This is a genomic window from Exiguobacterium sp. s56 (assembly GCF_018618255.1).
Classification (GTDB): domain Bacteria; phylum Bacillota; class Bacilli; order Exiguobacteriales; family Exiguobacteriaceae; genus Exiguobacterium; species Exiguobacterium chiriqhucha.
The window spans coordinates 56321-76999 of the sequence record NZ_JACSLR010000004.1 but is presented as its reverse complement, the minus strand read 5'-3'; the positions used below and the strand labels follow the sequence as shown (position 1 = coordinate 76999).

The 20679-nt window shown below is 53.7% G+C and carries 24 protein-coding genes; 5 read left to right on the top strand and 19 right to left on the bottom strand.

The features are described from left to right. The first annotated feature begins 64 nt into the window (after positions 1–64). Positions 65–850, top strand: coding sequence for an alpha/beta hydrolase (locus KNP71_RS05755; protein WP_029594673.1), 786 nt, complete (start codon positions 65–67; stop codon positions 848–850). 35 nt (positions 851–885) lie between these two features. On the opposite strand, the gene KNP71_RS05750 is transcribed toward KNP71_RS05755, so the two are convergent. The 9 genes from KNP71_RS05750 to rho form a co-directional block, all read right to left on the bottom strand. Further along, a complete protein-coding gene (locus KNP71_RS05750; RefSeq protein ID WP_087576458.1) occupies positions 886–1428 on the bottom strand; it encodes a TIGR01440 family protein in 543 nt (180 codons plus the stop codon). Next, entirely contained in the window at positions 1425–1865 is a 441-nt protein-coding gene (rpiB, locus tag KNP71_RS05745; protein ID WP_021066115.1) for a ribose 5-phosphate isomerase B, read from the bottom strand. The genes KNP71_RS05750 and rpiB overlap by 4 nt, the downstream gene beginning before the upstream one ends. Before the next feature lie 4 nt (positions 1866–1869). Next, complete coding sequence (locus tag KNP71_RS05740) at positions 1870–2364, bottom strand: low molecular weight protein arginine phosphatase (RefSeq protein ID WP_241764566.1); 495 nt, start codon at positions 2362–2364, stop codon at positions 1870–1872. A gap of 40 nt (positions 2365–2404) precedes the next feature. After that, positions 2405–3403 (bottom strand): L-threonylcarbamoyladenylate synthase, encoded by a 999-nt coding sequence (locus tag KNP71_RS05735; protein ID WP_214714446.1) that lies wholly within the window; start codon positions 3401–3403, stop codon positions 2405–2407. Continuing rightward, positions 3369–4241, bottom strand: a complete 873-nt coding sequence (prmC, locus tag KNP71_RS05730; RefSeq protein ID WP_214714504.1) for a peptide chain release factor N(5)-glutamine methyltransferase — start codon at positions 4239–4241, stop codon at positions 3369–3371. The genes KNP71_RS05735 and prmC overlap by 35 nt, the downstream gene beginning before the upstream one ends. Beyond that, positions 4241–5311 (bottom strand): peptide chain release factor 1, encoded by a 1071-nt coding sequence (prfA, locus tag KNP71_RS05725; RefSeq protein WP_029594669.1) that lies wholly within the window; start codon positions 5309–5311, stop codon positions 4241–4243. The genes prmC and prfA overlap by 1 nt, the downstream gene beginning before the upstream one ends. 79 nt (positions 5312–5390) lie before the next feature. Further along, a complete protein-coding gene (locus tag KNP71_RS05720) occupies positions 5391–6002 on the bottom strand; it encodes a thymidine kinase (protein WP_021066110.1) in 612 nt (203 codons plus the stop codon). Between the two features lie 137 nt (positions 6003–6139). Next, positions 6140–6382 (bottom strand): type B 50S ribosomal protein L31, encoded by a 243-nt coding sequence (locus KNP71_RS05715; RefSeq protein ID WP_021066109.1) that lies wholly within the window; start codon positions 6380–6382, stop codon positions 6140–6142. 82 nt (positions 6383–6464) lie between these two features. Next, positions 6465–7805: a transcription termination factor Rho gene (gene rho / locus KNP71_RS05710; protein WP_021066108.1), complete on the bottom strand. Its 1341-nt coding sequence runs from the start codon at positions 7803–7805 to the stop codon at positions 6465–6467. Between the two features lie 378 nt (positions 7806–8183). Here rho and KNP71_RS05705 point away from each other — a divergent pair, with 378 nt between their 5' ends. Continuing rightward, entirely contained in the window at positions 8184–8885 is a 702-nt protein-coding gene (locus KNP71_RS05705) for a C40 family peptidase (protein WP_131471445.1), read from the top strand. A gap of 119 nt (positions 8886–9004) precedes the next feature. Beyond that, on the top strand, positions 9005–9403 hold the full coding sequence (locus KNP71_RS05700; protein ID WP_131471447.1) for a hypothetical protein: 399 nt from the start codon (positions 9005–9007) through the stop codon (positions 9401–9403). Positions 9404–9413: 10 nt separating this feature from the next. Here the strand turns inward: KNP71_RS05700 and KNP71_RS05695 are convergent, their stop codons facing one another. From KNP71_RS05695 to KNP71_RS05655, 9 genes are all read right to left on the bottom strand, one after another. Beyond that, positions 9414–10184, bottom strand: coding sequence for an ABC transporter permease (locus tag KNP71_RS05695; protein WP_131471449.1), 771 nt, complete (start codon positions 10182–10184; stop codon positions 9414–9416). Further along, positions 10174–11100 carry an ATP-binding cassette domain-containing protein gene (locus KNP71_RS05690; protein WP_214714448.1) on the bottom strand — a complete coding sequence of 309 codons (927 nt, stop codon included), beginning with the start codon at positions 11098–11100 and terminating at the stop codon, positions 10174–10176. Before KNP71_RS05690 ends, KNP71_RS05695 begins: the two co-directional genes overlap by 11 nt. 101 nt (positions 11101–11201) lie before the next feature. Further along, a complete protein-coding gene (gene glpX / locus KNP71_RS05685; RefSeq protein WP_029594665.1) occupies positions 11202–12170 on the bottom strand; it encodes a class II fructose-bisphosphatase in 969 nt (322 codons plus the stop codon). Between the two features lie 16 nt (positions 12171–12186). Then, positions 12187–13440: a UDP-N-acetylglucosamine 1-carboxyvinyltransferase gene (gene murA / locus KNP71_RS05680; protein WP_214830277.1), complete on the bottom strand. Its 1254-nt coding sequence runs from the start codon at positions 13438–13440 to the stop codon at positions 12187–12189. A gap of 26 nt (positions 13441–13466) precedes the next feature. Beyond that, positions 13467–14117, bottom strand: coding sequence for a fructose-6-phosphate aldolase (gene fsa, locus KNP71_RS05675; RefSeq protein ID WP_021066101.1), 651 nt, complete (start codon positions 14115–14117; stop codon positions 13467–13469). A gap of 79 nt (positions 14118–14196) precedes the next feature. Next, on the bottom strand, positions 14197–15027 hold the full coding sequence (locus tag KNP71_RS05670) for a hypothetical protein (protein WP_214830275.1): 831 nt from the start codon (positions 15025–15027) through the stop codon (positions 14197–14199). A 98-nt stretch (positions 15028–15125) separates the two neighbouring features. Beyond that, positions 15126–15980 carry a class II fructose-1,6-bisphosphate aldolase gene (gene fba / locus KNP71_RS05665; RefSeq protein ID WP_021066099.1) on the bottom strand — a complete coding sequence of 285 codons (855 nt, stop codon included), beginning with the start codon at positions 15978–15980 and terminating at the stop codon, positions 15126–15128. A gap of 157 nt (positions 15981–16137) precedes the next feature. Beyond that, complete coding sequence (locus KNP71_RS05660) at positions 16138–16500, bottom strand: response regulator (RefSeq protein WP_058764844.1); 363 nt, start codon at positions 16498–16500, stop codon at positions 16138–16140. A gap of 80 nt (positions 16501–16580) precedes the next feature. After that, positions 16581–16931 (bottom strand): YxeA family protein, encoded by a 351-nt coding sequence (locus KNP71_RS05655; RefSeq protein WP_029594660.1) that lies wholly within the window; start codon positions 16929–16931, stop codon positions 16581–16583. Between the two features lie 112 nt (positions 16932–17043). Here KNP71_RS05655 and KNP71_RS05650 point away from each other — a divergent pair, with 112 nt between their 5' ends. Next, positions 17044–17466, top strand: coding sequence for a hypothetical protein (locus KNP71_RS05650; protein ID WP_214798691.1), 423 nt, complete (start codon positions 17044–17046; stop codon positions 17464–17466). Positions 17467–17503: 37 nt separating this feature from the next. Here KNP71_RS05650 and KNP71_RS05645 read toward each other — a convergent pair whose 3' ends face one another. Further along, a complete protein-coding gene (locus tag KNP71_RS05645; RefSeq protein ID WP_214798688.1) occupies positions 17504–19159 on the bottom strand; it encodes a glycerol-3-phosphate dehydrogenase/oxidase in 1656 nt (551 codons plus the stop codon). A 262-nt stretch (positions 19160–19421) separates the two neighbouring features. On the opposite strand from KNP71_RS05645, the gene KNP71_RS05640 reads away from it, so the two are divergent. Next, positions 19422–20537, top strand: coding sequence for an NADH-dependent flavin oxidoreductase (locus KNP71_RS05640; RefSeq protein WP_214830273.1), 1116 nt, complete (start codon positions 19422–19424; stop codon positions 20535–20537). Positions 20538–20679: the final 142 nt, after the last annotated feature.

The following is a 20679-nucleotide window of genomic DNA, read 5'->3' as shown; positions in this document are numbered from 1 at the left end:
GTATCGTCTAATCCACGGGCAAGTCGGGTATCATATGAAAGAAGACGATCAGAGGAGGCTACTTATGATTGAGACAAAACAAATTACCATCACCCCGTTCGAGCGCGAGCGGACGATTCGGATTTATACGCCGGCCGATTACGACACGACGGACAAACGTTATCCCGTGCTCTATATGCATGACGGACAGAACGTGTTCGCCGACGAGGACGCGAGCTATAAGATGAGCTGGCGCGCCGGCGAGTATATGGACGCCTCGAAGCGCGACATCATCATCGTCGGCATCGACAGCGCCCCCGGCGAGATGCGGCTCGACGAGTACGGTCCGTGGGAGAACCCGTACATCGGCGAGAGCTTGCTCGGTCAAGACGTGACGCTCGGTGGACAAGGATCGGCCTACATTGAATACATCGCCCAAGAGTTGAAGCCGATGATTGACGCGAACTATCGGACGAAGCCGGACGAGACGGCGATGATGGGCAGCTCGATGGGCGGCTTGATTTCGATTTACGCCGCTTGCGTCTATCCCGATGTCTTCAAGCGCGTGGCTTCATTGTCCTCGGCGTTCTGGTTCAACCAGACCGAGCTCGAGCAATTGATTGACGCGAGTGATTTGAACGGCGTCGAACGTCTGTATATGGACGTCGGCCGCAAAGAAGTCGAACAGCCGTCAGCGGACGGTCCGACGAACGAGATGTATCTCGAGTCGAGCGAGCGGGTCTACGCCCTGCTGCGCGACAAGGTCGAACATATCCGCTTCGAGGTCATCGAGGAAGGTGTCCATAACGAGCTCGCTTGGCGCGATCGGTTCCCGATGGTCATCTCATATTTGTTCAGTGAAGAGTTATAACGCAAAAGAAAGCCGGTCGCGCAGACCGGCTTTCTTTATTTTGCTGGATAGTGGGCCCGTGGGCCGCCAATCAATTTCGGTCGCGTGATGGCGAACGTGACGTACGCCTCACCGAGCTGCTTCGCCGACAACCGGACCGGGATCGCGACCGGCTTCAAATGCATGCCGATCAGTGTCGAGCCGATATCGATGCCGGCGTCCGCTTGAATCGATTCGACGACACACGGGGCGTCGAAACGCTCGTACGCCTTCTCGGCCATCGCCCCGCCCGCCGCGCGGACTGGGACGACCGTCACTTCCGTCAACCCGAACTGTTTCAAGGTCCGTCGCTCGATCGTAAGGGCGCGATTGATATGTTCGCAGCCTTGAAAGGCGAGATGGACGCCGGTCTTGTCCCGAAACGCAAGGAACGCCTCGATTAAATCCGACGCCACATCAATCGAACCCGCTTTCCCGATCGTCTTGCCGACGACCTCGCTCGTCGAACAACCGATGACGAGCATCTTTTCCTCATCTAACGGAAACCGTTCATGCAACTCCGTCAATAAGTTCAAAAGCTCCGCCTTCATCGTCGTCACTTCGTTTCGTAAGCGCTCATCTTGTCGACACGGTTCGAGTGGCGTCCGCCTTCGAAGTCCGTATCGAGCCATGTCGCCACTAAGTCGAGTGCAAGACCCGGTCCGATGACGCGCTCGCCCATCGTCATGATGTTCGAGTCGTTATGTTGACGCGTCGCTTTTGCGCTGAACGAGTCGTGTACGAGTGCCGCCCGGATGCCTTTCACTTTGTTGGCGGCAATGCCGATGCCGATTCCAGTCCCGCAAATCAAGATGCCACGGTCGAACTCACCGGCCGCGACTGCTTCGGCGACTGGAATGGCTACGTCCGGATAATCGATTGACTCGGCCGAGTGTGTCCCGAAGTCCTTATACTCGTGTCCAAGCTCCTCCAATAATCCGATGATGTCTTTCTTCAAATTGAATCCGCCATGATCGGCGCCGATTGCGATTTTCATTCCGTCATTCCCCCGTCTTCTTTGGTAGGCGTCTCGGTGGTTTCGTCACCTTTGACCCGTCATTCGTCAATTTTAGCACAAGTCGATTCACGAGTGGTTCGAGTTCGTTTCGGACTTGGCGATAGACGTTCATCGACCCTCCGAACGGGTCGTTAATATCGCGCTCGAGTCCCGTGACGAACTCATATAATGTGAATGTGCGATCGGCCAAATCCGGATACGTGTCCCGAATCTGTTCACGATGCGCCCGTGTCATCGTCAAGATGACGTCCGACCAGCGTCCGAGGACGTCGTCAAACGTTTGCGTCACGTGCTCGAGCTCAATTCCTCGTTCACGCAACACTTGGAGTGCATTTTCTGATGCATCAAACCCTTGCATCGTCCGAAGTCCGGCTGAACGAATATCGAACTCGTCCCCCGTCACTTTCGAACGGAGCAGGGCCATCGCCATCGGGCTTCGGCATGTGTTCCCACTACATATGAATAATACGCGTTTCATCGACATCGCGTGATCCTCCTCTATGTCCTTAAGCCTCTTCCTATGGACGGATGACTTTACCGCCAGCCGCCTTGTAGAGGCGGTTATAAACGGCAAGAGCGACTCCCGTCGGTTCAATCCGATTCACGTAAATCTCTTCTACATCCGTCTCATCAAATTTACGCAACGCCTCGTATAGCCGCTGGGCCGCCGTCTCCATCGAAGTCCCGAGAGAGAGGGTGACGTCAGCCGGGGTCGTCGCTTCATCGAACACGAGTGCGCCAACTCGCTTGCCCGCTTCCTGCCGCGCCATGACGACACGGACGAGGTCTTCACGTCCCCCTTCGACTAAATACAGGGGTGCGCTCGGGGCGTAATGGGTGTACTTCATTCCTGGTGATCGTGGCGCAGCTGTTTCATCGCTCAAGTTGGCATCGAGAATGACCGGGCCAATAACCGCTTCAATCGCTTCTTTCGTCACGCCGCCCGGACGTAAAATCGTCGCCGGTTCTGCCGTGCAATCGATTACGGTCGACTCGACGCCGATGCCTGTCGGTCCCCCATCCATAATACCCGCGATCCGACCGGTCAAATCATCTGCCACGTGCCGGGCCGACGTCGGTGATGGACGTCCCGAGCGGTTCGCACTTGGTGCTGCCAGTCCAAGACCGGACGTGCGGATCAAGTCAAGTGCGGCCGGATGGTCCGGCATCCGCAATCCAATCGAATCCAGACCAGCCGTCACGAGTGACGACGCCCGACCGTTCGACGGTAAGATGATGGTCAAGGCACCGGGCCAAAACGCTTCCATCAAGAGTCTCGCGACCGGCGGGATGGTTTGCGCGAAATGTTCGGCCTGTTCGACCGTGGCGACGTGGACGATGAGCGGGTTATCCGACGGTCTTCCTTTCGCCTCGAAAATCTTTTTGATGGCGACATCGTTCGTCGCATCTCCGGCGAGTCCGTAGACAGTCTCCGTCGGGATGGCAATCACCTCGCCAGCCTTCAAGAGACGTACCCCTTCCTCAACTTCTGTCGGCTTGATCCAATTCGTTTCCATGCGCAATCCCTTCCCTCACGGCGTAGACGATTCGGTCTTTGCCGTTTATATCTTTTAAAATACCCGTTTCTGCTTCAGGATAACGTTCGGACAGGTACGATTTCACAACTTGTCCTTGATTATACCCGATTTCAAATGCAATCAATTGCCAATCGGCACACAAGACGCGCATCGAGTCGGCGATGATCGTTCGATAAAAGTCGAGCCCGTCCGCTCCGCCGAACAAGGCGAGGTGAGGCTCGAAGCCCGCGACCGTCTCATCGAGCAGTTCGTCCGCCTCGATATAAGGCGGATTTGAGACGAGGACGCGAATCGAGTTGTCGGTAATCGGCGCGAGGCAATCTCCTTCATGGAAGGACACATCCGCCCCGAGGGACGCTGCATTACGCTCGGCGACAGCGATTGCTTCCCGGGAAATATCGACCGTTTGGACACGGACACCTAGCTCGAGACTGAGTGTGACGGCGATTGCGCCGCTGCCCGTCCCGATGTCGACGATCTCATCGTCGGAGACATTATGCACATGCTCGACGACCCATTCAATTAGCTCTTCCGTTTCCGGACGCGGAATCAAGACGTCACGATTGACCTCGAACATCCGTCCATAAAACGGGGCGTGACCAATCAAGTGTTGGACCGGTTCACCTGCCAAGAGACGCTCGAACCCGGCGTCAAACGACTTCGCCTCTTCCGTCGTCAATTCATCGGACAAACGGATGAGTAGTCCCGTCCGATCGACGTCAAGGACGTGCATGAGCCACCACTCCGCCATCGAGGCATCACGATTAGCGGCCTCGAGCTCCCGTTCCGCTTGTTTCAGCCTCGCCGCGATCCGCATCAATCGACATCCTCCATCAGACGGGCCTGTTCGTCCATGACGAGGGCGTCGATGATATCTTCAAGTTCCCCGGCGAGGACGCGGTCGAGCTTTTGGAGTGTCAGCCCGATGCGGTGGTCGGTCACACGGCTCTGCGGGAAGTTATACGTCCGAATCCGCTCTGAGCGGTCTCCCGTCCCGACGGCCGATTTGCGTTGCGCCGACAGTTCTTGTAGGTGTTCGCTTTGCATCTTGTCATACAGGCGGGCTCGGAGTACTTTGAGCGCCTTGTCTTTGTTTTTATGTTGCGACTTCTCGTCCTGACACGAGACGACGAGCCCCGATGGGATGTGCGTCAAGCGCACGGCCGATTGGGTCGTATTGACCGACTGGCCGCCTGGACCCGATGATGTGAACGTGTCGACACGGACGTCTTTCATATCGATGTGCACTTCGACGTCCTCTGCTTCCGGCAACACGGCGACGGTCGCCGTCGACGTATGGATGCGTCCGCCCGACTCGGTCGATGGGACACGTTGGACCCGATGCGCCCCGTTCTCGAACTTCAGTTTCGAATAGGCACCCGTCCCGTTGATGAGGAACGTCACTTCTTTGAAACCGCCGAGTTCTGTATAGTTGGCGTCAATCAATTCGGCCTTCCAGTTCTGCCGCTCGGCGAAACGCGTGTACATCTTGTATAGGTCGACTGCGAACAGTGCCGCCTCGTCTCCGCCGGCTGCCCCGCGAATCTCGACGATGACGTTCTTGTCGTCGTTCGGGTCTTTCGGTAACAGCAAGACGCGTAATTTCGCCTCGAGCGCCTTCACTTCCGGCTCGAGGAGTGACATCTCTTCTTTGGCGAGCTCGCGCATATCAGCATCGAGTGTGCGGTCCTCGAGCATCGCTTTTGCTTCTTTATACGCCGTGCTCGTCTCTTTATAGTGACGGTACGCCTGCACCGTTTCTTCGAGTTGCGACTGTTCTTTTGAATATTGTCGTAATTTATTCGCATCGCTGAGCACTTCAGGGTCAGCGAGCATCTCATTTAATTGCATATAGCGTTCTTCTAATACGCTCAAACGGTCAAACATGATGATCCGTCCTTTCTCCGTCAAATCGAACTGTCTTCATTATAGCAAAAAACGAACCGCCAAGGGCGGTCCGTCGACGTCAGTCGGCCACTGTATGGCGGACTGGGCGTGGTTTATTCGGGACGTCGTGGCAATGACGGCAACGCGGTTCGTACGACTCGGAAGCGCCGACCAAGATGACCGGGTCTTCGAAACGCGCCGGTTCACCGTCAATCAATCGTTGCGTCCGAGAAGCTGGCGCCCCGCATGATAGACAGATGGCCTGCAGCTTCGTGACAAATTCGGCACGCGACAACAGCTCTGGCATCATCGTGAACGGCTCACCTCGGAAGTCCATGTCGAGGCCTGCGCAGATGACACGTTTGTCTTCTGACGCCAATTGCTCGATCACGTCGACGATCCCTTCGTCGAAGAACTGAACCTCGTCGATGGCGATGACTTGCGTCTCTTCACGCACCGCATCGTATAAGTCTTGACTCGATTGAATCGGCACGGCCACGACCGAGTTGCCGCTGTGGGAGACGACGTTCTCTTCGTGGTACCGATCGTCGATTGCCGGTTTGAACACTTGGACAGGGATTTTCCCGTAGTGCGCCCGACGGACACGGCGGATCAGTTCCTCCGATTTCCCAGAAAACATACTCCCACAAATCACTTCTATCCAACCGTAACGGTTCGTCACATGCATCATTCTACTTCGCCCTCTCCTTCGTTAATCGCTTCCCGATTATACCCATCTTTTTCTTGAAGAAAAAGGGTTGACTTCTATCTAAAAAAAATAAAAACCGCCAAGGGCAATCCCTAGGCGGTGTGCATACAAGTTGACGATTAACGTTGGTACTTCTTGTTGAAGCGCTCGATACGACCGTCCGCAGATGCGAATTTCTGGCGACCTGTGTAGAACGGGTGCGAATCAGAAGATACATCGACACGGATGAGTGGGTATTCGTTACCATCTTCCATCGTGATTGTCTCGTTAGAGTAACGAGTCGAACCAGAGATGAATTTGAACTCAGTCGTCGAGTCCATGAATACGACTTTACGGTATTCTGGGTGGATTCCTTGTTTCATTGCTTTTCAACTCCTTCTGCCCTAAGTATTCTTTCAACCTAGAGAAAGTTCACTAGAATATAATAGCACCCGGTTCAAGGATTTACAAGTCCGTTTTCGTTTTTTTCACCGGGCGTCGACTCTTTTTCTTATCGGCCTCAAGCGCCGCAAAAAAGTCGAGGTTCGTTTTCGTTTCGCGGACCCGGCGCAAGAACTGATCGACGAAGTCTGGCGACTCGTTCATCGTGCGACGAATCGTCCAAAGCGAGTCGAGTTCGCCTTTGCCGAGCAGCAATTCTTCCTTGCGCGTTCCCGAGCGACGAATGTCGATGGCCGGGAAAATCCGACGTTCCGCCAGTTTGCGGTCGAGGTGCAGCTCCATGTTGCCCGTTCCTTTGAACTCTTCATAGATGACGTCATCCATGCGCGAACCCGTATCGACGAGTGCCGTGCCGAGAATCGTCAAACTGCCGCCGTCCTCGATATTACGGGCCGCCCCGAAGAACTTCTTCGGTTTATGGAACGCGGCCGGGTCAATCCCGCCGGAGAGCGTCCGTCCGCTCGGCGGGACGGACAAGTTGTACGCCCGCGTCAGACGCGTGATCGAGTCGAGCAAGATGACCACGTCCTTCTTATGTTCGACGAGGCGCATCGCCCGTTCGAGAACGAGCTCCGAGATGCGAGCATGGTTTTCCGGTGTCTCGTCAAACGTCGAGTAGGCGACGTCTGCACCAGGCACCGAACGTTGAATGTCCGTCACTTCTTCCGGCCGCTCATCAATCAACAGAATAATCAACTCGACGTTCGGATGGTTCGTCGTGATCGAATTGGCAATCTCTTTTAAGAGGGACGTCTTCCCTGCCTTAGGCGGTGCGACGATCAACCCTCGCTGCCCGAAGCCGACGGGAGCAATCATGTCCATGACGCGGACCGACAAATGGTTTGGCTCCGTCTCGAGCACCATCTGTTGTTCCGGGTAAATCGGCGTGAGCGCCGGGAAGTAATCCCGGTTGCGCGTCGAATCCGTCGTCTCGCCATTGACCGCCTCGACGCTGAGAAGCCCTTGGAACCGTTCATTCTCTTTCGGTTTCCGGACTTTCCCCGTCACGAGGTCGCCGTTACGGAGGTTAAAGCGGCGGATTTGCGAAGCCGCGATATAAATGTCTTCAGACGATTGCGAGTAATTGATGGGGCGTAGGAAACCAAAACCGCCATCGTTTTGCGACTGTGGGTTAGGCGGAATAATCTCTAGGATTCCTTCGAGGAAATAAAGATCTTTTGATTCTGCCTGTGATTTCAATATCCGGAACATGAGCTCACGTTTACGTGCCTCGCGATACTGAGGCACGTTCACTTCTTTCGCAATCTCATATAACTCTTTCAACGTCTTCGTCTCGAGTTCCCGAAGCGTGTAGTTTTTAGCCGGTTCAGTCGTTTGACTCATTCAAGTCACCTGTCTTTCATGATTCTATATTTCAAAAGTAAACGTTCATTCCTCATTCATCTAATCACACTTCAGTCAAACCGTCACTGTTTGAAAAACGGCTTTATGTCAGTCTATTCCCCTGTTGTTGAAAACATAACAACCTTTTTACTATGTATGTAACAAATAAGTCTCTATTCTCGCATATTGTTTCAAATATGTTACAAGAAAACTGTTTTTGTCTTGTGATTGAAAAATGCCATCGGTCTTGCGCATGATATAGTTTATTTGCACAGGAAACCGGGTAATATCCGCAACTTGTGCTCTAATCTTGTTAACACACATCGATCATATACAGCCACTTAGGGTTTTATTTTAAAAAACGGAGGGAAATACACTATGTTAAAGCGTTTCGCATCTATTATTGTCGCTGCCACTCTCGCTTTCTCGGGTCTTGCTTTCACAACAGGTGAACAAGCAGAAGCCGCTACTGGTAAATTCGCTTACTCGAAAGTTAACGGCTTGAACATCCGCACAGCACCGTCGCTCAGCTCGAAAGTCACGACAACGATGAACAAAGGCCAACGCTATACATACCTTGGCAAAGTTGGTTCATTCTACAAAATCAACTACAAAGGGTCTCACCGTTATATCTCAGCTTCATCTACTTACACGTACTTGAAAGCAAACACGAAGACAGCGACTGCGAAGAAAGTAACAACTGCTTCTGCATCAAGCGCTCGTACAAAACTTGTCGCTGAGTCGAAGAAGTACCTCGGTACACCTTACCGTTACGGCGGAACGACAACTTCTGGTTTTGACTGCTCAGGTTACACAGGTCACGTTTACAAGAAAGCCATCAACAAATCGATCCCACGTGATTCACGCTCGCAATACGCTAACTCGAAAAAAGTTTCGAAGTCAGCGATTCAAGCCGGCGACCTCGTGTTCTTCTCACACAACGGAAGCACGATCCAACACGTTGGAATGGCACTCAGCAAAACACAAATGATCAACTCTGAAACAGGCGGCGTGAAATACGCGAGCTTCACATCAGGTTACTGGGCACCACGTTATGTCGGTGCAGGATCATACCTCTAATTTAAACGACCAAACGACCCGGTTCATAGGAACTGGGTCGTTTTTTTACGTTCGTTCATCTTCCGTTCATCTGGCTTCGTTACGATAAAGCCATCACGCTGAAGGAGTTGTTCTATGCCATGGAAAAGATTTGGAGTCTTCGCTTGATTCGCCTCGCCGCGCTGTTCGGTGTCATCGGGACGGCGCTCGGGTCGCATATGTCGGGCGCCGGCAGTTATGCCTTTCGTCCGATCCACGCCCATATTCTGCTCGCCGGTTGGCTATCGGTCTTCGCCTGGGGAGTCTTCTATCGCTTATATGCGGTCCGGAACCAACTGCTCGTCACGATTCACGGGTGGACGGCCGTCATCGGATCAATCGGATTGACGAGCGGGATGTGGTTCTACACGATGAACCCGTTCCAATGGAATGAGACCGTCACCCTTGTGTATTTCATCGTCGGGGGCACAGTCTCGTTAATCAGTTTTATTCTCTTTTTGATTGTGACGTTCATGATCGACCAGGACGAGCGGGGCTGAACCCCGCTCGTCATTTTTGTTTCAAGGCACCGCGTGCGTTCGTCGCCGCGAACACGACCATGATGACGCTCATCGCCCCGGCGACGGCAAGTCCGGCCGATAACGCGCTCCAGTCGATCGTCGGTTGCGTCAAGACGGCACGCATCCCTTCAAAGATGTACGTCGTCGGATTGAACGTCGCCGCTACTTTGAGCCATTCTGCCTCAATCAACTCTTTCGGGACGAACGTCGTCGACAAGAAGATGAGCGGGAAGAACAAGAGCGTCCCGGCTTGTGCAGCCTGAGCGTTCCGTGTCTTTAACGCGACACCGACCGAGTAACCAGCAAAACCAAGGCCGAATCCGATGGCAAGCAGCACCGTGAACAAGAATCCAGGCAGACCGACCGGAATCGACAAACCGAGCAAGAACGCTACCCCGAAGATGAGGAGCGTCTGGACGAGCAGTTGCAACATCCCGGCAATCATCGGGCCGAGCACGATCGCCGTCCGCGTCGCGGGAGTCAGAAGCAAGCGGGCGAAGTAGCCGCTCTCGATATCACGGACGAGCGCTTGTCCCGTCCCCCCGGCCCCACCGACCGCCCCGGACACGATGGAGACCGGCAAGATGAAGTTTAAATAGGCGCTCCCATCAAACTGAGGAAGCGATGCGACGCTCGATAATCCGCTCGTGTAAACGAGTAGGAAGAAGACGGAAATAATCAAGTTCGGGATGAACGAAAACGGATTCCGAATCGTCGTAATGAGGCTCCGTTTCGTGAAGAGCCATGTCTCAGTCCACATCGGGCACACCTCCTTCATATGACTCACCGGTCACTTTCAAAAAGACGTCATCGAGCGACGGTTGCTTCACGGTCAGACGTTCCGGTTGAAGCGACCGTTCATCGAGCTGGCGCACGACTTCCATCAGCGTATGATTGACGAGCTCGAACGCCACGTGTTGCCCGGTCGCCGTATGACCGAACAACGCAGCGGCTGCAGACGCTTCTTGATTGCTGTGGAACGTCATCGCAATCGTCTCGCCGCCGACGAGTCGTTTCAATGTCTCAGCCGTCCCTTCACTGACGATTTTCCCATGATTGATGATGGCGATCCGGTCGGCCAGTTCATCCGCTTCTTCTAAGTACTGAGTCGTCAAGAAAATCGTCGTGCCGAACTCCTCGTTGAGCCGTCTCACCTCGTTCCAAATCTCGATGCGGCTCGCCGGGTCGAGCCCGGTCGTCGGTTCATCTAAAAACAAGACGGTCGGTCGATGGACGAGCGTGAGCGCTAAATCGAGCCGACGCCGCATCCCGCCCGAATATGTGCCACTTCTCCGGTCGGCCGCTTCCGTGAGCGAGACGACACGGAGCAGTTCCTCGGCGCGCGTCTCCGCCTCTTGTTTCGTCATCTTGAACAACCGGCCTTGCAAGACGAGCAGTTCCCGCCCGGTCAACACTTTGTCGATTCCGGTCTCTTGCAGGGCGACGCCAATCGACAGGCGGACGTCCTTCTCTTGTTTGACGACATCGAATCCATTCACCCGCGCCTTCCCTTCGGTCGGTCGGACGAGCGTCGTCAACATTTGCACGGTTGTCGACTTGCCAGCCCCGTTCGGTCCAAGGAAAGCGAAAATCTCTCCTTTCTGGACCGAGAACGAAATCCCATCGACGGCCGCCACGTCCCCGAACGTTTTGACGAGCGATTCCACTTCGATCATTTGTATACACCTCCTGACTCTCTATTCCCGTTCTAACGCATAATAAATATGTAGGAACACATCAAAAAAGCTGTGGACGCAATGTCCACAGCTCGAGAGAATTAAGGTTTCATGACCATTTTCGGTTTTTTCTTCAAGGAGTGGATGCCTTCGACGAAGCGGACCGTTCCTGACTTGGCTCGCATGACGACCGAGTGCGTCTGACCGCCTTGCCCGGTGAACTGGACGCCGCGGAGGAGTTCCCCGTCCGTCACGCCCGTCGCCGCGAAGATGCAATCTTCACCTTTGACGAGGTCGTCTAACAGCAAAATCCGGCCCGTATCGGCGATGCCCATGTCTTGGCAACGTTTCTCTTGGGCTTCGTCTTCAGGAAGCAGGCGACCTTGGAAGTCACCGCCGAGACATTTCATCGCGACGGCCGCGATGACGCCTTCCGGCGCACCACCCGAACCGAGCAACAAATCGACACCCGTTTTCGGGAACGCCGTGTTGATGGCCGCGGCCACGTCTCCGTCAGGAATCAACTTGATACGAGCACCCGTCGCGCGGACACGTTGAATCATCTCTTCGTGACGATCACGATGTAAAATCGTGACGACGACGTCTTCGACGTTCTTGTTCTTCGCCTTGGCGACGATGGCGATATTCTCTTCAATCGAGTTGTCGAGACTGATCAATCCGGCCGCTTCCGGACCGACGGCAATCTTGTCCATATACATGTCCGGCGCGTGAAGAAGGTCACCGGCGTCAGCGACCGCGAGAACGGCAAGCGCTCCCCATGTTCCCGTCGCGACGATGCTCGTCCCTTCGAGTGGATCGACAGCGACGTCGAGGCGCGAGCCATAGCCGTTCCCGACTTTTTCACCGATATAGAGCATCGGTGCCTCATCCATCTCGCCTTCCCCGATGACAACGACCCCTTTCATCGGAATCGTATCAAACACTTCACGCATCGCGGTCGTCGCCGCATCGTCCGCCTCTTCTTTCAAGCCTTTACCCATCCAACGAGCCGAAGATAGCGCTGCCGCTTCTGTGACTCGGACCAATTCCATTGATAAACTACGTTCCACCCGAATTCTCCCCTTTTTACTCGGACACCTCATCGACCCAGACGAGCGCGCCGAGTTGTTTTAGTTTGCCGACGAAATCGACATATGAATCGTTCAATTTTTCCGCACGGATCACCGTGGATTCGCCACTCGCTTGAAGCCCAGCTAAGGCGAGGGCTGCCCCGCTCCGTGCGTCTGCACATTCCATTTCCGCATTGGCGAGCGTTGTCCCGCCGCGAATGACGGCCGAAGCGTCCTCGAGCGTAATCTGTGCGTTCATGCGCCGCATTTCCGCGATATGGCGGAAGCGTTGGGCGTACAGCTTGTCGGTGACGATACTCGTTCCGTCCGCTTTCAACAGTGCGGCCGACATGATCGGCTGCAGGTCGGTCGGATACCCCGAATAGTGGAAGACACGGATATCAATCGGTTTAAAGGCGTTCGCCCGCACCGTGATCGTCTCTTCCCCGACTTCGACGTCGGCCCCGTAATCCAGTAGTTTTTGAATGACGCCTTCTAAGTGAGTCGGAATGACGTTTCGAACCGTCACTTCACCCGCGACCGCGCCATAAATCATGAACGTCCCAGCCTCTAACCGATCGGGAATGAGCGTGTGTGTACAGCCGTGGAGCTTGTCGACCCCTTTGATGCGAATCTCGTCGGTGCCCGCCCCGATGACATGGGCCCCCATCGAAGTGAGCATCGTCGCGACGTCGACGATTTCCGGATCGATGGCCGCGTTCTCGATGACGGTCGTCCCGTTAGCGAGCACGGCCGCGAGCATGGCGCTCACTGTCGCCCCGAACGAACGGAGATCGAGATAAATTCGATTTCCTTCCAGCTTTTCGGCGTTCACATGATAAAGTCCCGACTCGTTCTCGACTTTAATGCCGAGACGTTCGAGTGCTTTCAAATGTAAATCGATCGGTCGTGGACCAATCGCATATCCACCGGGAAGCCCGACGGCCCCTTTCCCAAAACGAGCCGCAAACACCCCGAGCAAATAGACAGCGGCTCGGACTTTACGCGTCTCTGAGCCGAGCAGCGGCATGGCGACGGCATCTTTCGCATGAAGCGTCATCCGCTCCCCGTCCCGTTCAATCGCGACGCCGAGTTCTTGTAATAGACTGAGCATCACTTCGACGTCCTCAATGACGGGGACGTTCTCAATCGTCACCGGTTCTTCCGTCAAAAGTGCTGCGACGAGACAAGGCAAGGCGCTCTGTTTGGCACCGCTAATGTCAACTGTTCCTTCAAGTTTTTGCTGTCCTACGATATGGAGAATTTCCACGAAGATCAAACCTTTCTGCGACAAACTTATTTGGATTGAGCGTTGTTCCAATCCGCTAAGAATTGCTCGATCCCTTTGTCAGTGAGCGGATGTTTCATCATCTGTTCGATGACTTTGTATGGTACCGTGGCGATGTCGGCTCCAAGGAGAGCCGCCTTCGTCGCGTGGACCGGATGGCGAACGGAAGCTGCGATGATTTCTGTATCGATACCATGGATGGCAAAGATATTGGCAATCGTCTCGACGAGGTCGAGACCATCTTGACCGATATCGTCCAAACGACCGATGAATGGCGAGACGTATGACGCGCCGGCCCGAGCCGCGAGTAGCGCTTGGTTGGCGTTAAAGATGAGCGTCACGTTCGTCTTGATGCCGAGCTGTGAAAACGTATTGACCGCTTCCATCCCTGCTGGCGTCATCGGTACCTTGACAGTAATATTCGGCGCGATGGCCGCAAGTTCCTTTCCTTCTTCCACCATACCCGCTGCGTCGAGCGCAATAACTTCCGCGCTGACTGAGAGATCCCCGACGATCTCACAGATTTCGCGTAGCCGTGTATGGAAATCGACGCCTTCTTTGGCGACGAGCGATGGATTCGTCGTCACTCCCCCGATGACGCCCATCTGATGAGCTTTCTTGATGTCTTCCACGTTTGCCGTATCAATGAAAAAACGCATGTACAATTCCTCCTCGAATGGTGTTGTGATCGCTTACACTTCTTATTATGAGGAAATTGTCATGGAATTGCTACACCCTTTACGTCAAGCCGGCGATGGCGAACATCGATCCGATGAGTAAACCAACGCCAACAAGCGTCCCCACTGCCGTCCATCGTTTCACGTTTTTTTGTTTTGTCTCATACGCTTGATACGGCCCTTCCTTTAAGCGCTCCGACCCATGCGTCTCGATCCAAAGTCCGACCGCGGTCTCTTCGTCGGTCACGAGATTGCCTGTATACGTGAACGGGATGATTTCTTCGGGTCGACGGAGCATATCGAACCGCTCCCGCCGTGTCGCGATGTTCGCCCCGATCCAGTAGAGCCGTTTCGGTGTATAGAAAACTGGCACGCTATCTTCGATAAAATACTGAATCCACTGTTCGAACGCGGCGAGATCGCGTTGGTCGAACAAGATTTCCATTGAATCCTCGTCAGTCATGATGGCGAGCATCGGGCACAACTCGATCGTCCGTCGTCTATAGGGATGCGGCATGGCCGCTTCTGTCTTTCGGACGATGGCCGGGAAGAAGACGACTTGCTTGATTGCGTCGAGCGGGAACGATTGCTCGACTGACTCACCCGGCTCGTGCCGATACGTCGTCCCCTCAATATATGTCGCGGTCACTTCATAGTGCGACTGGTGCCGCTCTTTCCAGAACAGCTGGCGAAACAGTTGCAAGAAACGATACACGCCGTAACCGCCGAGTACAGTGAGTGACAACAGCGGAATCAACCACGGTTTCGGATTCATGAGGATGAGAATGACCGGCAGCGCGGCAAAGGCCAACGTCATACCAATTATAATGATGGGACCGACGATATAAAAAATGCGCCAAAATGATTCTGTCGAACGTTCTTGATACTTCATGCAAACTCCCCCTTTTCATCTATATACGGTACCCTAACCGCTTACGTTTCAATAAAAAAAGCCGGCTCTCGCAAAGAGAGCCGACTGATGTGACAGGATTATGCTTGGTTGCTTGAACCGAACTCACGCATTTTGCCAGTAACGACGTTGTAGATCGCTTCGACACCAGGGCCGATGACTTTACGTGGGTCATATACTTTCGAGTCCGTGTTGAGCTTCTCACGTACGGCACGAGTCCATTCTTGTTGGCACTCTGTGTTAACGTTGATTTTGCTGTGACCGAGCTCGATTGCTTTTTTGATTTGGTGCTCAGGAATACCTGAACCGCCGTGAAGAACGAGTGGAGTTTTAGTCGCTTCTGCGATTTCTTCCATCTCTTTGAAGCCGAGTTTAGGCTCGCCTTGGTATTCTCCGTGTACAGAACCGAGTGCTGCCGCAAGAGCGTCAACTTTCGCTTCTTTCACGACGCGTACGCACTCGTCGAGGTCAGCGTATTGTACGCCGCCAACAACGCCATCTTCTTCGCCGCCGACTGTGCCGACTTCCGCTTCAACTGAAGCGCCTTTAGCGTGTGCGTATTCAACGACTTGTTTCGTCATTTCGATGTTCTCTTCGATCGGGTGGTGTGAACCGTCGATCATAACAGACGTGAAACCAGCGTCAATTGCTGCTTTACACTTGTCGAAAGATGAACCGTGGTCGAGGTGGATTGCAACTGGAACAGTGATGTTGTAGTCGTGCATGAGACCTTCAGTCATTTTAACAACTGTTGTGAAGCCACCCATGTACTTCGCTGCACCTTCTGATACACCGAGGATAACTGGTGATTTCTCGTCTTCCGCAGCGCGAAGAATCGCTTGCGTCCACTCGAGGTTGTTGATGTTGAATTGGCCTACTGCATACTTGCCTTCGAATGCTTTGTTAAGCATTTCTGTCATTGATACTAATGGCATAATGACATCCTCCTGTCTGTTCGCTATTGTGCACTTTGGGAAAAATGCCCCCGTGCAATTCGTTCCCATTATAACACACGTCGAAACTTGTGCCTATGCTATTCGGGCATAGAAATGGCTCTGCGCAAGCGTTTACATATGTCATCTTCGTGACGAATTACGTGATTTTGAGGACTTCCTTCACTTTTTCAATCATCCGATAAATATCGAACGGCTTTTCAAATTGCGCGGTAATGCCAAGTCGTTGCACTTCTTCGAGCGTCGATTTTTCCCCGAACGCGGTCATAATCATGACCGGGGTGTCGATGTTCCGTTGGCGCATGTTGCGTAGTACTTCATGACCGAACATGCGCGGCATGTTCATATCGAGCAATACTAAATCGTATCCGTTCTGTTCGAGCTTTTCCCAAGCGTTCTGTCCGTCGTTCGCCGTGTCGACCTCGATGCCGAGGCTTTGGAACACTTGCGCTAACATCAACCGAATCCCGTCTTGGTCGTCTGCGATCAACATCCGTGACATCCATCTACCTTCTCTCCATAGTTTGCACTAGTCTAACCATACCAAATCCGATTTCGTTTGGCGACGGACCTATTTTGAAATCAAGGCAACGGTATCGATACCGGTTCTTCGGTCTGTTCGTCCTTTAACTGGGCCGGTACTTCCGACTCAGGTACCGGCTCGTAGGCCGTCACCGTCTGCTCGTCTTTCACATACAGTTTCAAAAAATCGCCTTCGGCCAGCCGAATCGGTGCCTCGAACGTGATTGGTCGTTTCTTGCCGTCTTCATCATAGCCAATCGTTTCATACGTATGTCTCTTTCCTTGGTCGGTGACGTTTGTGCTCGGCACTTTCGTATAGTAGACGTCGGCAAACAGCCGATTCGTATCGACGAACTGCCAACCGAGAAATAAGATGAGGACGACGCCACCGATTGCCCATGCTCGTTTCATCGTAACTCCCCCGCCTTTCTCTTTTCCATCTTTTTCAATACCATTGTCTCCCTATTTCTAAACACCCGGTGCGCTGATATACTGAAAACATGAAACGAACAGGAGCGAAAGCATGAAACCATATTTGTTATACATATTGTTCATCTTGACGATTGGAAGCGTGGTCGGACTCGTGGTGAACGTCTTCAGCGAAGACCAAGAAGAGATACCGCTCGCCGCTGCCGTCGAGACCGATCTCGAGGAATTGCCGGAGACGTTCGCCGTCTTATCCGAGACGTTCGATGAGCCAATCGCAGACAGTGACATCGCCCGCATCAAAAAGCTGGCTTCTGATCCGGAACTCGACGAAGCGAACGTGCACGCCCTCGGCACAATCGATGTCATCTTTAAAGGACGACCGACCACACTGACACTCGAAACAGAAGTGGATCGTGAGGACGGCACGTATCTTTATCTGTATTTGTTCGGCGAACCGGACATCGTCGAGGCGCTCGACGAACGCATCATGGCGTATTATGAAGAATTAGGCATATGAAAAGGAACCTCGCCGCGGCGAGGTTCCTTTTATTTCGTTAGTCGACCGTGACAGGGACGACCGCGAGATCAATCTCTTTCTCGATCTCGGCCCGCTCTTCAGCGAGACGAGCATCCGACCATTTGAAGACATCGGCCATGCAACGGAGCACGCCGTCTTTATAGTTGCGGACGAAGTCGATGTCGAAGAACATCGCTCCGGTGCGGCGGACGAGGAAGTCGATGGCCCGAACGACCGACTCTTCTTCGATGCCGTACATGAGTTGTGCATAGACGTACTCTGGAAGGTCGTACGCGTTCGAGTCCATCCGTTCGATGACACGATCGATGTTCGATCCGTAGAGACGGACGAGTTGCTCGGCTTTGACGTCATCGAGACCAAGGTTTTTCAGTTCAGCCTTCTTCTTCGTCAAGAAGTCATCGAACCCTTTCGAACCGCCGACATGGCCTCCCGACATCGGCATATGTTTCGTGCGCGAAGCGAGGAAGACGATGCCTTCTTCTTGCTTGAGCAGTTTCGCCACCAAATCGACGACCGTCTCTGACATCTTGCGATAACCGGTCAACTTCCCACCGGCGATCGTGATTAAGCCGCTTTCAGACTGCCAAACCTCATCTTTCCGTGAGATTTCAGACGGGTCTTTGCCTTCTTCATAGATGAGCGGACGAATCCCGGCCCAGCTCGACTCGACGTCATCTGCCGTCACGTTCACGTCTGGGAACATATAGTGGATTGCCTCTAAAATATAGTCGCGGTCCTCGGTCGTCATGCGTGGGTGAGCTTTATCCTTATCGAAGAACGTGTCTGTCGTCCCGACGTACGCTTTGCCGTCACGCGGAATCGCGAACACCATCCGGCCGTCTGGTGTATCGAAATAGATGGCTTGTTTGAGCGGGAATTTCGACTGGTCAATGACGAGGTGAATCCCTTTCGTCAAACGGAGCATCTTCCCTTTGTTCGAGCCGTCTTGTTCGCGGAGCACGTCGACCCAAGGTCCGGTCGCGTTGATGACTTTCTTCGCATAGACATCGTACGTCTTGCCGTCGATTTGGTCTTCAACGTGGACGCCGACGACTTTGCCTTGCTCATAGATTAGACCAGTCACTTTCGAATAGTTCAAGAGGAGAGCGCCGTGGTTGGCCGCCTCTTTCGCGACTTCAATCGTCATACGGGCATCATCTGTCCGATATTCGACGTAATAACCGCCACCGACAAGACCGTCTTTTTTGACGAGCGGCGCTTTTTGAATGACTTCATCCGGCTTCAACATCAAACGTCGCTCGGCGCGTTTGACGCCCGCTAAGAAATCATACACCATCAAGCCGACCGCGGTCGAAAGCGGTCCGAACGTGCCGCCTTTATGCATCGGCAACAGCATGCGTTCTGGCGTCGTGACGTGTGGCCCGTTCTCATAGACGATGGCGCGTTCTTTTCCGACTTCGGCGACAAGCGCGACTTCGAACTGTTTCAAGTAGCGCAACCCTCCGTGGACGAGTTTCGTCGAACGGCTCGATGTTCCGGCTGCGAAGTCTTGCATTTCGAGCACGGCCGTCTTCATTCCGCGAGACGCGGCATCGAGCGCGATTCCGGCACCGGTGATTCCTCCGCCGACGACGAGCACGTCGTGACGTTCACCCGTTAACTGTTCATATCGTTTGGCACGTTCTTTTGCTGAGAAATTTCTGATTTCCATCTTGTCCCCTCCTATAATGAATCCGGTTCGATGTATGCGAAAAGAGACCACAACAAAACAAGGCTTCGCCCCCCATGTCGTGGTCTCTCTGTAGTCTCCAACCGGTTATCAACTTTTCTCCTGTATTATACCCCATTTTCTAGCATTCAACCATCGACCCGCTCACGGAGTGTGCAACCTGCTCCTCAGAAAGCGTCCCGCTCGCAATTTCAAAATGAGAAGACTAGACTTCAAGGTATCACCAACAAGGAGGAGTTTTTTTATGAAACGCATGTTACAACCTTTCCAATTCAAAAACGGCGTCGAGCTCCACAATCGGCTCGTACTTGCGCCGATGACCCATTATTCGTCAGCACCGACGGGTGAAGTGTCGGAACACGAACTTGCCTATTACCGCAAGCGAGCGAAGAACGTCGGCCTCGCCATCACGGCGTGTGCTTACGTGACCGAAGACGGCAAAGGGTTCCCGAACGCCTTCGGTGTGAATGACGACAAGTTCATCCCTGGGCTTCGTCAGCTCGCTGAAAGTTTGAGAGCGGAAGGCGCGAAAGCGATTCTTCAAATCTTCCATGCAGGACGCATGTCTCCTCCGGAACTCGTTCCGAACGAACAACCAGTAAGCGCCAGCGCCATCGCACCGGTCCGTGAAGGTGCCGCCACACCACGCGCCCTTGAGACTGAAGAAGTCGAAGCCATCATCGAGGCGTTCGGCGAAGCGACACGTCGTGCCATTGAGGCCGGTTTTGACGGCGTCGAGATTCACGGGGCGAACACGTATTTGATTCAACAGTTCTTCTCACCTCACTCGAATCGACGCGACGATCGCTTCGGTGGCGACGTAAACGCACGCCTCACATTCCCGCGTGAAGTCATTCGCTCGGTCAAACGTGCAGCTGAAGGCGCGGACAATTTCTTAATCGGCTACCGCTTCTCGCCTGAAGAAGTCGAAGAGCCAGGCATCACGCTCGACGATACGGACGTATTGATCGATATGTTGCTCGAAGAAAATCTCGACTACCTCCACGCCTCGCTCTGGAACTTCAATATCGGTTCAATGCGGAACGAGAACGTGACGGAGCGGTCGATTGATCGCATCGCTAAACGCATCAACGGTGCCGTCCCGCTCATCGGAGTCGGACAGCTCCAGCGCCCAGGTCAAGTCGAAGACGCACTGAACGTCATCGACCTCGCCGCGCTCGGCCGCGAACTCATCATCGACCCGGATTGGCTCGAGAAAGTGAAAGACGGTCGTGAAGACGAAATCGAGACCGAACTCGACTTGAACAAACAAGCCGAACTCGCCGTCCCGGCTCCGCTCTGGAACGCCATCACAACACGTGCCGGCTGGTTCCCAATCAAAGACCAAGCCGTCAAATAAGCCTTCAACCGCAGACTTCATGTCTGCGGTTTTTTTGTGGTTTGTGCAATTCATCGAGTAGTGTGAGAAATGGGATATGCTACGGACACAATTTCGTCACATTTTTCATCTTTTTCACCACTTCTTTCGTGTTGACCTAACT